At 41.9% G+C, this 14,091-nt stretch carries 11 protein-coding genes and 1 pseudogene; 2 read left to right on the forward strand and 10 right to left on the reverse strand.

Annotation, left to right across the window (positions count from 1 at the left end):
- Positions 1-152 precede the first annotated feature (152 nt).
- The 4 genes from CRI9333_RS23650 to CRI9333_RS23670 form a co-directional block, all read right to left on the reverse strand.
- Entirely contained in the window at positions 153-3,407 is a 3,255-nt protein-coding gene (locus CRI9333_RS23650; RefSeq protein ID WP_015205587.1) for a type I restriction endonuclease subunit R, read from the reverse strand.
- An 11-nt stretch (positions 3,408-3,418) separates the two neighbouring features.
- Entirely contained in the window at positions 3,419-3,787 is a 369-nt protein-coding gene (locus tag CRI9333_RS23655) for a type II toxin-antitoxin system VapC family toxin (RefSeq protein ID WP_015205588.1), read from the reverse strand.
- A 260-nt stretch (positions 3,788-4,047) separates the two neighbouring features.
- Positions 4,048-5,241 (reverse strand): restriction endonuclease subunit S, encoded by a 1,194-nt coding sequence (locus CRI9333_RS23665; RefSeq protein WP_015205589.1) that lies wholly within the window; start codon positions 5,239-5,241, stop codon positions 4,048-4,050.
- Positions 5,238-7,352 carry a type I restriction-modification system subunit M gene (locus tag CRI9333_RS23670; protein ID WP_015205590.1) on the reverse strand — a complete coding sequence of 705 codons (2,115 nt, stop codon included), beginning with the start codon at positions 7,350-7,352 and terminating at the stop codon, positions 5,238-5,240. Before CRI9333_RS23670 ends, CRI9333_RS23665 begins: the two co-directional genes overlap by 4 nt.
- A gap of 507 nt (positions 7,353-7,859) precedes the next feature.
- Here CRI9333_RS23670 and CRI9333_RS23675 point away from each other — a divergent pair.
- Positions 7,860-8,147 (forward strand): ParB/RepB/Spo0J family partition protein, encoded by a 288-nt coding sequence (locus CRI9333_RS23675; protein ID WP_015205591.1) that lies wholly within the window; start codon positions 7,860-7,862, stop codon positions 8,145-8,147.
- Positions 8,148-8,889: 742 nt separating this feature from the next.
- Positions 8,890-9,303 carry a hypothetical protein gene (locus CRI9333_RS23680; RefSeq protein ID WP_015205592.1) on the forward strand — a complete coding sequence of 138 codons (414 nt, stop codon included), beginning with the start codon at positions 8,890-8,892 and terminating at the stop codon, positions 9,301-9,303.
- Between the two features lie 18 nt (positions 9,304-9,321).
- On the opposite strand, the pseudogene CRI9333_RS26010 reads toward CRI9333_RS23680, so the two are convergent.
- The 6 genes and pseudogenes from CRI9333_RS26010 to CRI9333_RS23705 all read right to left on the reverse strand — a co-directional run.
- A pseudogene (locus CRI9333_RS26010) lies at positions 9,322-9,489 on the reverse strand (tyrosine-type recombinase/integrase); the annotation flags it as partial.
- 205 nt (positions 9,490-9,694) lie between these two features.
- The gene (locus CRI9333_RS23685) at positions 9,695-10,210 is read right to left on the reverse strand and encodes a hypothetical protein (RefSeq protein WP_015205593.1); all 516 of its coding nucleotides are present in this window, start codon (positions 10,208-10,210) and stop codon (positions 9,695-9,697) included.
- Between the two features lie 8 nt (positions 10,211-10,218).
- The gene (locus CRI9333_RS23690; protein ID WP_015205594.1) at positions 10,219-10,767 is read right to left on the reverse strand and encodes a hypothetical protein; all 549 of its coding nucleotides are present in this window, start codon (positions 10,765-10,767) and stop codon (positions 10,219-10,221) included.
- Positions 10,764-11,525 carry a TIGR04255 family protein gene (locus CRI9333_RS23695; protein ID WP_015205595.1) on the reverse strand — a complete coding sequence of 254 codons (762 nt, stop codon included), beginning with the start codon at positions 11,523-11,525 and terminating at the stop codon, positions 10,764-10,766. Before CRI9333_RS23695 ends, CRI9333_RS23690 begins: the two co-directional genes overlap by 4 nt.
- Before the next feature lie 395 nt (positions 11,526-11,920).
- Positions 11,921-13,321 (reverse strand): hypothetical protein, encoded by a 1,401-nt coding sequence (locus CRI9333_RS23700; protein WP_015205596.1) that lies wholly within the window; start codon positions 13,319-13,321, stop codon positions 11,921-11,923.
- 417 nt (positions 13,322-13,738) lie between these two features.
- Complete coding sequence (locus CRI9333_RS23705; RefSeq protein ID WP_015205597.1) at positions 13,739-14,041, reverse strand: hypothetical protein; 303 nt, start codon at positions 14,039-14,041, stop codon at positions 13,739-13,741.
- Positions 14,042-14,091: the final 50 nt, after the last annotated feature.

The raw sequence follows: 14,091 nt of genomic DNA on the forward strand, positions 1-14,091 counted from the left end.
TGACAAATAACTCTTTAATGGACATCGGCACTACTAACAGTAGTTAAAGCTGAAATATAGACAGTGACAAGGTTCCACAATTTATATTGCACTTTTTTACATGAATCTCGGCTCAACGCCTACTTGGTTGCACGAACCCTATATTTGGGCCATTAGGCAGCATCAGAGTAGGGATTCTGGTCGGCACTGGGATACTGCTGGTAGATGTGTAGGAACACAGCATTAGCCAGGGGTGCGACTTCGCTTTCATCGTACTCCTCAAGAGGTAGCCCGGTTTTATCGCTGTATAAATAGTTGTAGATAAGGGTTTGAATTTTGGCTTTAGTCTTTTCTTTACCGCGCCAATTATCCAGCTTCCGAAGTTTGGCTTTAATTGCCTCAATCAGGTTGTAGGCAATTTCTTTGACTTGGTTCCGTGCTCTTGCACTAAGATTGTTCTTCTGGCGACAGAGCAAATCGAATACTGCCAGGTTCTCTTCATTCAACCCTTCGCGGTCAGCACGGCTATCTTCCTCAGATATGGCAGAGATGAGTTGTAACAATTGTTCAAAGGTTTGCTCAATAGTAGCGCGTTCGGTTTCTCGGTTGTAATCTTCAATAATCTGCTGATAGTGGGTATAAAGATCGATCCGACAAGGGTTCCGGCGCAACATTCGTTCAAGCTGCTGTTCTACAGCCTTCTTCAGCGTTTGCACTTGGATGTTTTTGGTTTTAGACCCTGCAAATTCTTCTTCCAGTCGCTCAAAGTTAATTTCGCTGATGTTGTATAGTTTGCCGGAATCAGCACCCGGTAAGCGGTCAGAGGTTTCGACGGTAACGATTTTGCTGATCACACCATGTAGTGCTCGCAACACAGCATTCAAATCCATCGCCAGTTCTTGCTGTTTGTTCAGTTGGTTGTAGACGGCTTCAATCGCGTTATGTTGTGGCTGAAACGGTTCGGTGAGGCGGGGTTCCGTAATCAGAGCTTGTTTTTTATTAAACACATCCTGTGACATCACCTCAAAGCGGGCGCGGGATTCGTCATTGGTGCAAACGGCATTGACAGCCGAGTTCTGGTTCTCTTTATCTAAGAGGGCGAGTTTATCAAACCCTTCAGCTTGGATTAATTCCTCAAGGTCAAACCCCAAACTGGCAAGATGATTACTACAGGTTTGAATTGCCTCGGCGTAATTATCGCGAAGTTGCTCTAGGTCTTTGTAGGGAACGATACCTGCCTGATCATCGCTATCATCTCCAATGACAACATTGAGTTTGGCGTATTTGGCAAGAGCAGTTCTGAGGGATTTGAGGATGCCGTTGTAGTCGATCAGCAAGCCATTATTTTTACCTTCGGCAACTCGGTTAGCACGGGCGATAGCCTGCATGAGGCTGTGTCCCTGCATGGGCTTATCCATGTACAGGGTGGCGAGGCTAGGCACATCAAAGCCTGTTAGCCACATGGCACAGACGATCGCTAACCGGAAGGGGTGGTTTTCGTTTTTGAAGTCTTCCTCTAGGTGGCGGCTTTGCATCTTGGAGCGATGGGGACGAATATCTAAGCCCCAATCGTCAAAGGTTTTGTTTTCGTTGGCAGCTTCACTTACTACCACGGCATATTCTGTTGCTTGGAGCCAAGCTAAATACTGCTGTTGCCCGATCAAATCCTGGTCATTAGTTGCTCGTATAACTTGTGTTGTCTGGTTAGCGATCGCCTGCTGCCAATAGTGGTGAATTAGGTTATACATCCGCACAGCTGTAAGCTTGTCGAGGCAAACTAGCATGGCTTTGCCAGTCTGCCAGCGGGTGGTGTAGTGAGCCACTAAATCTTCAGCAATGCGATCAAGGCGGGAGTCAGCGGTAAGAATCAAATAGTCATTGCCAATGCGCCGGAGAACCCGCTCTTCGGCTTCCTCGTCTAAGTCAAGTTTCGCCAGTTCGTCTGCAATGCGTTGGTTTAGTTCATCCGGTCGCGCCACCACCTGTTGATTACCAGATTGATCCACAAAGCGCAGCTTCTCGCCCCGGTTGTCGTAGTAAAGAGGAACGGTTGAGCCATCTTCCACTGCTCGTTGAAAGTCATAGGTGGAGATATAGTCACCGAAGAACTCGCGGGTTTTTTGATCTTCTTCCGACTGCATCAACGGAGTACCCGTGAAGGCAATAAAGGAGGCTTTCTCTAAGCCATTCCGCATATTTCCTGCTAGTGTGCCGTACTGGGTACGGTGAGCTTCATCACATAAAACAATGATGTTGGGGCGATCGCTGTATGTATGATTGGGCTTGTTGAACTTGTGAATCAGTGTGCAGGCGTAGCGGTTGTTTTGCTTCAGTAGTGTATCTAAATGATCGCCATTGTTAGCCTGGGTGCTGTCGTTGGGGATGGCTCCGACTCCTGCGAAGGTCTGAACAATTTGTTTATCAAGCTCTTGGCGATCTGTGACTAGCAGAAAGGTAAAACTACCGGAGAGTAGCCGATGCACCTTTTCCGTGAGAAATGCCATTGAGTAGGATTTCCCGCTACCTTGAGTGTGCCAGAACACCCCTAGTTTGCCGGATCTAATTTCCCGATCTTTCACGGCTTGAAACGCACGATTTACCCCCAGGAATTGATGGTTTCGTGCCAGAATTTTGTAGGTGGTGCCGCTGCTGTTATCAAACAGGATGAAGTTTTGCACCAAATCCAAGAAGTTTTGTTTGCTGCACATACCCCGCAGCATGGTTTCAAAATGCACCCTGCCTTTCTCATTTTCGGTTAACCGTCGCCACTCGTGGAAGAACTTATAGGGGCTAGTGATGGTGCCAACTTTGGCATCAATGCCGTTACTCAGCATCACTATTGCATTGTGGTAGAAGAGATGAGGGATTTCGGTTTTGTAGCGGGTAAAGTTGTCATCGTAAGCAACCCGCACATCCCGGCAGGATTTTTTCAGTTCAATAAACAGTAGTGGAATACCATTGACAAAACCGATGATGTCCGGTCGTTTTGGTGGATATAGCGTTCCTTTAATCCATAGTTCTCGTACTATCAAGAAGTGATTATTATCGGGGTTGTCGAAGTCGATGACGCGCAGCAAGGGTTCTCTGAGTTCGCCTGTAGCTGTGCGGTAGCTGACACGGATACCATCGCGGAGCAGTTTGTATTTTTCCTGGTTAATTTGCAGTAAAGATTGGGAAAGATTGAAGTATAGGAACTTTTCAATTGCGTCATCATAAGCCGTGCTGGAGTGTCCAGGGTTAAACTGTTCTATGGCTTGCCGCAGATAGCGAGTGAGAATGACTTCGGTTTGAGAGGTGCGTCCCAGTGTGCCTCTAGCTCCATATTTCTCGCTGTCGAAGGCATAGACAGACTGCCAGCCCAATGTCTGCTCAAAGAAGTTGGCAGTGGTCTGTTGCACTAAGCGGTCTTCGGAGTATTCGGCACTCATGAAATTAGGGGTTAGGGGGTGAGCAGATGAACTGTGGGAAAGTAGGCACGGTAACGATTGACATCTCTGGTAAGTAGAGGCATTTCTGCGATCACAGCATGGGCACCAAGGTAGAAGTCAGACAAGGGCGAAAGACTCACTCCCGCACGACGGCGGTATTGAAGAAAACGTTGCCCAGCAAGAAAGGCAGTTTCGTAGGGCAATAGGCCACAACGAAAGAAGTCCGCTGGTAAAGCGGCTTCTAGTTCTTCTACTTGATGAAACCCAATGGAGATTTCCACGTAGATGAGGAGGTTAATCACAAGAGTTACCCGCTCTGCATAGTCAGTGAGCATTTGCGCTAACCCTTCAAACCCACTGAGGATTTTCAGTAAGGACATCGAGAATAACGTTGCTATCGACTAATACATGGGTCATTTGTCTTTTCAAGTTAACTGCATAATATCATCGGTATGAGCATGATTAGTGGATTTGCCTTGCATCGTCTGGACGAGTCTAGCGTCTCGACTGGGAGCAAGTTTTTTACAAAGCTGAAGGGCTTCTCCAACAACTTCGATCTGGACTTTTGTACCAGGAAGCAATCTAAGCTGTTGCTAGATTTCTTCCAGAATGGTGATTTTTCCTTGGGAGTTAATTTGAGTCATACAACAATGCTCCCATTCATTAGTCGGGGAAGAAGGAGATCACGGGCTTGACGAAGTTTTTTATTTTGAAAATAAAGATTAATAAGCTGTTGATCTACTGGTTTTGAGATATTTTCAAATGCCTGCAAAACTTCTTGTGAGGGAACAAGCATCATTTGCTCAGAAAGCTGCTTTTTAGTGACAGAGGCAAAGATGGCTCCACCACCGATTAGGTCTTCTTGGAAGAAGTATGCTTTCAATTGATAAAATTGAAAGGATTGATAACCTTGCCTATTCCGTATGGCTGCCAAACCTCGCCCAATAATGATCCGGTCGAGGGTAATGTTTAACCGACCGACAGGCGCACGTACACTACAAAGAATATCTCCTGTCTCTGCAAGCCGATTTGGTTGTGTGCAGTAGGTTTCGTGGCTAATAAAACGATTGCCAAACTTTGTAACTCCCTGATGAAAAGGTAGCCCTTGACCAGTAGTGTTGTAAGTAGTAGATCGTGGACTTTGCCCCATAATGAGTTCACAAACTTCCTCAAGAGGCTTACAAGTCCACCCCTCCGGCATACCATCAACTACCTTTACCTGATCACACCCTGGAAACCGCAACCGCACAAACCATTCTTTGTAGAGCCGATGGATGGATTCTTCCAGCAGAGCAATTCGGCGGGTGTTGTTGTCGATGAGGCGATCGTAGTTAAAGAGGATGTCAGCAATGCGCTGTTGAGTTGGTATAGGTGGATTATGAACTGCGATAGTTGCAAGCTCTGATCCACGAATTCCTTTCTGAGCAACACCAGTTACGATTGCTGTGATCGTGGAACGACCAATAGGGGACTTGAAATAGTAGTAGTAAAATTGCGGATCGCAGCATTCTTTACGGAGGCGAACTCGAATCATCGAGGATTCAAATACCATTGGCTCATCATGATCAACAATGAGGCTACATTTTCCTGCACCTTCTTCGACTAGAGATCTTCGAGCAAAGAGTAAATCTCCGGCTTGAAGACCGAACCTACCAAGTTCTTCATCAGTAACGCTTAAAAGCTTCATTTCTTGGTTGCCAATAAAGGGAAATGCAAACATTTCACCCATGTTGACGATACGAATTCCAGAACCATGAAACTCTTTAGCCTTATAAAGTCCATTTCGTGACGGAGCCGCATAAAGACTTTCAAACTTAGTGGTTGACCATTTCATAGCATCAACTCCTCAAGATTGGTCTGAATCATCGTTGCTAACTCCACCGCCGCCTGATTGAGTTCAGATAACTCTAAATGAATTTCCTTCAGCCGTTCCTCAAATCCCTCCTCATCCTCCTGATCTGCCGCTCCTACGCCCACATAGCGTCCCGGTGTGAGGCTGCTATCACTCTTAGCAATCTCATCACGAGTAACTACCTTACACAATCCCGGCACATCCACCAGTGCCGCCTCTGGGAACCGAGTTTGCAGCCAGTGTATCTGCTGGTTGATGTACAGCGTCGTCTTAATCGCCTGTACAACCCCGTCATGGGCAGCATTCAATCCATCTCGATATTGGCGGATCGACTTACTATTCAACTCCTCTGTTTTACGAGCCTCTAGCTTTTTCTCTGCGAGTTCCAATGCTCTTATAGTCAGCTTGTGGCTCTCATTCACTTGTTTTTGGAGCGTTTTGAGTCGAGGAACAAAAGGCACGAAATTCTCAGCGCAGGCTTTTTGTTCCTCGTTGGTAGATAAGGCATTACCATCCATCTCCTCCATATAGTCCGTTAAATCCGTCTTCAGCGTTCCCCACTCTTCCGCCAGCAGTTTCATCGCTTCATCCTGCTCTGCTAGGACAGCTTGGAACGCTGCAATATCCTCTGCTGAAATGTCCTCAGTCGGTTTTAACCCCTGCTTAAATGTTGTTAGCACCTTAGTCAGAGACGTGATCGCTGGATTCAATGCCGCAATGGAGGGCGCGATCGCGCTTGCCTCCTGGTGAGTTTGCATTAAATACTCTCGCACCAACCCCAGGTAACGGGATTGTTCACCGCGATAAAGCCATGCTATCGCAGTAATGTTTTTAAGTTGCTCTTCACTAAAATCTCGAATCTTGCGACTAATGACCCGATGTAGGCTACGGGCATCAATCATCAGCACCTTATCTTTGTGTTCGGCTGGCTTACCTCGGTCAAAAAACCAGAGTGTGCATGGGAGAGATCGGGTGTAGAAAAAGTTGGTTCCAATAGAGATGATCGCATCCACATCTCCTGTAGCGATTATCTGCTCCCTGATTTCTTTCTCTCCATGTCCCGCATCCGAAGCAGAACTAGCCATCACAAAGCCTGCCCGTCCCTTAGAGTTCAAGTAGCTGTAATAATACTGAATCCACAGATAGTTAGCATTGCTCACCGCTCCAGTTTTGGCACTAATGCCAGGGAGCTTTTTATCAGTGAACAGCCGCGGGTCTGTCTTCACCTTCTCTGGACTAACGCTATCCACGTTAAAAGGTGGATTCGACATCACAAAATCGCACGCCCCGATCAAGTCGTCACACTTGTCATAAAACGTGTTGCCCTGGCGAATATTACCTTCTAGGCCATGCACTGCAAGGTTCATCTTTGCCAGCCGAATGTTATTATCTGACTTCTCCTGACCACAAAACGTAATCCGCTCTGATGGGTTAGTACCCTGATTTTCCAGAAAGTGCCCTGTCTGCACAAACATACCTGCACTACCACACGCTGGGTCAAACACTACCCCACGGGTCGGCTCAATCACATTTACAATTGTCCGTACTAGGGACGGCGGTGTAAAGAACTCGCCCCCCTCCTGGGCACCTGTCATCGCAAACTTGTTCAGGAAATACTCATAAATACGTCCAAATACATCCCCTGTCGCCTGCTTCAGTTCATCCCGTGCGAAAATTCGCACCAACTCACCCAACAGACCCGGATCGAAGCTAGTATACTCCTTGGGTAACACACCCTGGAGCATCTCCGTCTGAGCCTCAATCAACTCCATCGCTTCTTTAATTGCTGTACCGTGATCGCAACCCCCCGGCAACGTGAGGATGTAGTCGTAATGGGCTTTTTCTGGTAAAAAGATTGCCGCTTTCCCTGTAAAGTCTCCTGAAGTCAAAGGTCTTTTCTTTCCCCCACGCGATGGCAATGTCGGTTCAATCTCAGCCTTCACCGCCTCAAATCTATTGGTTGCATGGCGTAGAAATATTAGCCCTAGCACGGGCATACTGTATTCGTTCGCGTTGAGATTGGAATTAGCACGCAGATTGTCAGCCGCCTCCCATAAGGAGCTTTCCAGAACACTAATATTAAGCATTGACATAGTTCAGTTTTGTCTAAAAATCTCTTCAATATGGGACTACTATGCCATCAGGGTTCTGTACGAGCAGAAATTTTGAAGTGTCTGGAACGACGATGTTTTGTTCCAATCCAATCAAAATTAACAGCATAACGTTAGTTAATGAGATAACTATAGGAGAGGAAACACTTACTGAAAAGCTTAACATATCTGCGTTTCAGCCAGTTTTTCAGAAATACTGGCTTCGATAAGCTAAATTCGCATAGCACTTTTTCAGTAGACACTACCCCCAATGGGGTTACTGCCTTGAGATTGACCTACAACCGCCACAAAATCAAATTAACAACATATTCTTACACACTGAATCCGACGTTTTAACAACAGTAACTCAGGGGTTTTCGCTACTCTGCATTACAAAACTTTACAGCGCGTCCCATTTGGCACGTATCTCAGCGTTCAAAAATGTACGAACCTAAACATCCAGCTATCAAAATATTGGACAAACTAGCACAGCAAAGGGAGCAACTATAAATGCCTAGACCCCGCAAAACCGAACAACCTTACAAAGCCAAAGCCAATATCGACTTCTTAATGGGAGAGGAACAGCCAAGCATAACCCCATTATCAATACCAATTGACTCAATTTCCCTACCTGAAACTAAACCTCGGCGCTACTTCGATCCCGCCAAGATGGAGCAACTCATTCAATCCGTGAAAACTCACGGAATTCTCGAAAACTTGCTCATCCGTCCCCTCCCTGGTCAGGAATCAAAATATGAATTAGTAGCTGGAGAACGACGCTATCCAACCAGCCACTGAAGTAGAATCTCCCAAAGCTAATATTCAAGCACTTACCCGTCGCTTAACCCAGTCAAAAATTTGGGAAGACAAGAAAAAGTGGAGGCAAGCGCAGACACTATTAAAAAAGCTAGAAGCTTTAATTGCAAAAGAACCAGCTACTAGCGAAGATAATGCAGATGAGGCTTCTATTGAAGATTAGCGGGTATCCAATATTAGGAAGCAATACTTTCAGTTACTTTACCTTTGGTAATTTGTAAAAAAGGGTTGGTTGGAACGAATAACCACTGGTAATTATCGCCGTCTCTCAACTAACTTACCAACTCCACCGTCAATAAGCTAATTCAGATTTAATTTTCCAACTATGTGTATGCGGCGCAAGGGCTTCAGCTTACAGATTGTGCAATTTAAATGTGGAACAGCTTATTAACTTCCGGCTTTGCAGATCGCCCCACGCAGCTACCTTTCTCACTCAATTAGGAAGTTCTACGAGTATGCCTAAATCCTTTTAGATCTACCTGTACTTCCGCAAACTTCAAGCGCCTAAAAAAGTGTAGATTAGTTTTTTTCGGATCAAGTCTTTCAAATATAAGACTTTAGTAGCACAATTTAATATTAGGGCAATCTCTAGCCATATTCTCTATGCGGTCGCTTTATAGAGTTAAGTTGATTAGTCATAAATAAGACTTATGTACTGGGCTGTAAGTGATTCCGAACTGGTAGAATTGAAGCCTCAGAATTAATGTTTGCTGAAGGATAAACCATGATTTCAAATGTAATCTTGATAAACAGCGATCAAGAAGACGGAATCCCGTTATACTCGCCTTTTACTGGCATTTTATCTTGTTCTGAAGATGATTCCGATTTTGATTCAGATGGAAAACACAAAGATCATTCCCTTGTATTCACATACTTTGGAGGGATAGGAGAGTTCTTTTTCCTCAGACCTGATGCCTCAGAAATCGTTAGTGCAGGATTTGACGAGGAGCGTGATAGAAATGAGGATATGGTTAAACAGGTTATTAGAATTGCAGAAAAAATTTCCACCCGACTTAAGACCGAAAAAAATTTGAATACTCTGATGTTCGTCCAAACAGGTGGTGAGAACGGAATGGTTGTTAGTTGCTTTGAACAGGGCTATCTCGATGATGGGCAATGGTACCCGCTCCGCTGCTAACAACATTAACAAAAAAATTCAGAACCCAATTACCAACATAGCCTTCTTTCTCTGTTCGGGGGACACTTCCAAATATCGTTGTAAAGTCCCCAAGTCTTTGTGAACCGATATTTCCTGAATGTGCCTCAGAGGAATACCAGCATTGTGCATCTGCGTTAGTGCTGTCCATCTAAACGAGGTTCTACTGGTACACTTCAATAGTCGAGAATCATTAAGAAAAGTTAAGCTATAAAATACTTACACCGAGAGAGTTTTAGGCCCTCTCTGCACTTTCTGCACACTTGCTACTCAAACGCCGCTATAAGCAATATTTAAAACAAAGTTTCAACTTTGTTTGTGGCTTGCTATCAAAATATTTATAGCTAGAAAAATCTTCTTTCTATTAGTTTAATCATTTAAGCAATTTCAAAGCTTTTTCTTTATATTCATCGCTCACGTCATTAAGATATTTTTTCAATATCTCTCCCATATTTAAAACATTATTTTTAGTTTTATTCTTATGAAATTCTTTACATTCGCCTTTGCAACTTAAAAATGTTTCTGCTATAGGAAGTATTACAGTTTCATTAGCTGGATTTAATTCATAATGTAATTTTCTTACGCTAATTATAGGGAATGAAGGATCTTCCTTGTTACTTAATTTACCTTGATTACCTGAAAAACACTCTTCTCCAAAACTGATTATTCTAATACTGTCAATTTGATTTATATTCATCATTAATAACATCCCCAAAACAATTTTTTCTAATTCTTCTTCATTAGTCGCTCGCCAAAATGATGGTTTTCCTTTTCCTTTATTAATATCAAGAGCATATCTCATGGCATGTAGGGGAGATAAAATTTGTTTAGCATCTTTCCCCTCCTGCCACATAGCTAAACTTTGAATTTTCCTAATAAAACAATTCATCAAATACTTTATTCCTGCAATTCTTTCAAATATTTAACAATGTACTCTTTTTGTTCGTGTTTTAAAATTTTTGTTGCCTCCGTAAGTAAATTTTCGGCTACTGGAGATAACCCTATGGCAAAGCTGATTGCTTCCAAAGCAGCATATCTTATGGACGGCCTAGAATCTTCTAACAGATGTTTGATTATATTAGAACTATCATGTGAGTAATATTGATTAACAAGCATTGGGCCAAGAAGCCTAATCATAATTAATGCTTCTAATAAATCCATTTGTCTATTTACCTGGGATAGCACAAACATATCTATCCTATTCAATACAGGTATACCCTCTAATAGCTGTTGATATATCGATTCCACCTTATCCTCAAAGCTATTAATATCTTGACTGCATAGTAAGTAGAGTAAAATGCTACTTCCTACAGATGGGATGCTTTGAATATCTTCTTGAATTTTTGAAGCTTTTTGGTTAATTATTTCGTACTCATTACTTTTGCCAATATCAGTATAGCTTCTGTAATTACCTTGCCTTATGTCCTTGCTTATTGTTGTAGTCATTGAAAAAGAGCCTCCGTTTTTTTTGTAATTGCTTTAAAAAATATTTCGTTTCTAAACGAACGTAAGTTGTTTTCAAAAATATTTTTTATTTTGCCTTCATCTTCCTCGGGTGAAAAAATTACGTCCTGGTAAATATCTATATCAAATATTAAAGGTAAAGTATTATTCTCCGTTAATTCTCCAATAGTTTGGTTAACGATTGCAATTGAAGGTAAATATTTCGGATTAGTTACAACCAATCTCATAAAATAATCCATCAGTGTTACTTTTATATCTGCACTAATTTCAGGAAATATTTTTACATAATCCTCAATTTTAAATGGCTCTTTAAATGGAATTTCCATTTTATTTATATACCTTAGTGCTACTCTGGAAACTGCATCTGGTCTGGCAACCTGTACATACATTTTCCAGAGATTGCAGGCTTGATTATAGAAATTATCCCAGCTATCATAAGGTTGAAGCTGGCTGAAAGTAAAACCATCTAATCTTACTTGTATAATTTTTTTATTATCTAATGAACTAAAAACAAATCCTTCTTTGCTAGTAGATAAGGGTATATTGCTAGGAATATTATTTAATTGAAAAGAAAAATCTGCTTTGAGAGATGCTTTAATATTTTTTACAGGAAATTCGTCTTTTATACTTTCTTCAAACAGAGATATATCCTCAAAGTTTAGGTTGGTTGGAAGCGTAGCTCTTATATCAAAAATTGCCTCAACAATGGGTGAATTTTTAAAGTTTGGGTAATCATTCATTGTTTATATTTATTATATATACACACAACTGTCTAGCTATTAAACACTTTTCTAGCCCTAGCTTAAATATACTTTATTGATTACCATTTTTGACATCTAATTGGCTAACACTGTAGGAAGGTATACTGAACACCACTCTTATACTGGTTAGTCCTTAAGTGTATCCTTAATTCAACCAATTTATATGGCAACCCGCGTTCGATATAACGAATAAGCCTCAAAGTATTGTCATTACTTATGAGTTTTGAGGCATCCAACCCAGCCGAGCACACCAGCATAACAACTAAGCTCACCGAACGACAATCTTGAAGCGTTCTGATGCAGCGACTTGTCATGCCGTGCAATTGCTGTGACTTCAATTTTCAGGTTTGGGAATTTCATTGTCTTGTAGGCTTCTAAAGCGGATACTCTTGATCATGAACACTGAACATATTTGGATTCTTCAGAATATCTAGTTTTTCAGAGGCTTCTCTTGCTCTAGCAGCATCTTCTTCACTCAAATCTGTTGCATCAATATACATAGCGTCTTCAGATCTACCTCCATTATCAAAACCTGGCTCAGTAGCTATTCCGACTATATGTTGAGCATCGGGAAACTTAAGTTTCACAGTTGAACAGCAAGCCTCTAATAAAGATCTACGTGCTTCCCGATATTCCTCATAAGTCATCCAATCAAATTGTGGAAGTGTTAGAAAAACGTAGTAGGGTTCTTGAGGCGACGAAGAACACAAATAACGGGTTGCACGCATATCTCTTGGTGCTGACTTAATTAGTCCACAAAGTCCTGCTGCGAGGTTTCGTCTCCGAAAGCGTGATTCTCGTGCTAAAAACCGAAGAAGTGGTTCTGTTGCTTTGACACCAGGATGAGTTGTGAAATACTGTGTGTCTTCCACAACATGCTTACTAAAGGTTTCAATCAGCCCATCCCAGGCATAGCTGACTCTATCGGCTGAGACTTGAGCTTGCCGTTCAGGGCTTTGACTGAAATCCTCCCAATGACCTTCATCAAAAACAAGATGAGTTATTTGTCCATCAACCTGAGACGGGATAACAAAATCATGTTCATATTCCTCATTCATATTCTTGAGGTAATAAGCCAGCAAGTCTTCTTCACCTGCGGCAAGAACAACTGTATCAGATCTGATGAGCTTCTCCTTTTTAGTCAAGTATGAAACAAAATCTGAAATAGTGTCTAATGTACCTAAAACAATGTCCAAAGAGGTGTCGTCCAGTATGTGTACAAATGTACAACTTGGATCAATATCTCCAACGAAGAATGGGACACCTCCATTTTCACCTACATAATGTGCAGCACCTTTAACAGAAGAATTAATTATGAGACTACCACTGCCACCAAGTTCCTGTTGACAACGCCTAGAATTGTCATGTGCAACAACAATCAGGTGAAACCTTGCTGTCGATAAATCAGGTAGATCAATAGGAAAAGGTGAAGTACATGCACGATCCAAGAAAAGGCGATTTTGATGTTGTTTAATCCATCTTTCAGCCCCCCAAACTTGATCTGCTGATTTTTGTATTGCTCTTTTAAACCATCTGTTCCAATCAAGCTCAAGTTGATCGCTATTTGGGAATTGGCAATCTTTGTCTGAGAAAATAATGATATGATTCTCGAATACGACTAATAAATCACATACTTCTTTCCCCTGAGTTCCTTTCCCTGAAACTTGATCTCTGTATACTCCTGGATAACTCCAAAGTGACAAAAACGTGCGATCACAAAGAAGCTTTAGGTAGCGTTCAGATTCAGTAACACCATCTGCGCGTTTGATAGACATAGGGAATCTTAGCTATATTAAAACTTAAAAAGGCTACTGTTATTTCTCGATTGAAATAGTTATAGCTAAAATGACTACAAAATGATTATGCAGCGCACCTCTTTAATACTTTTTCAAGTTAATTTTGATTAATTAAACGTTACATTGTATCAATAATGTTTCGTCTACGTCCCCTCATAAAACTTAGCAGCATTACTATTTATTGTAACGAAATTTTCTGTTTTTTACTATACCAATAATTTTCCCTACTACCATACTTTTCAGTATTACAAATAATTTTAGTTATTAAAATAGCTTTTATGATTACAAACAGTTTCAAATAGTACAGCAGTTTTTTATATAAAACGCTATCGCGTTTTAAAAGTTAGAAGTTAAAACAATTAACCCCTTGCCTAGTAGCAGGGGGTTAATAACTAGCTAACGCTGCCAATCAGGGCAAAACAAACTTTTAAACTTCTCAGGCAATCCTTCAAAGTCTGACAGCATTAAGTCGGCTATAAATAGCTTTAGTTGATGGGGACGTTGCGAGGAAGAGTCGCCAAAGTTTCCGTTAATCCAATTAGCGACTGTGCTTTCGTTGCAGTGACATAACTCGGCAATAAAGCCGGAAGTGACACCCCATTTACTTACAAATTGTTGAGGTGTCATTCTGGTTTTTGCGTGAATAAAACTGTAAATTTGTTGCCATTTTTGTTCCGTAATATATGATGGTCTGTGCATATATTTACTCATTTTTCTGTATAGCAGTCTGACTGATAATCAAAAATGCA

Source organism: Crinalium epipsammum PCC 9333, from assembly GCF_000317495.1.
Taxonomy (GTDB): Bacteria; Cyanobacteriota; Cyanobacteriia; order Cyanobacteriales; family PCC-9333; genus Crinalium; species Crinalium epipsammum.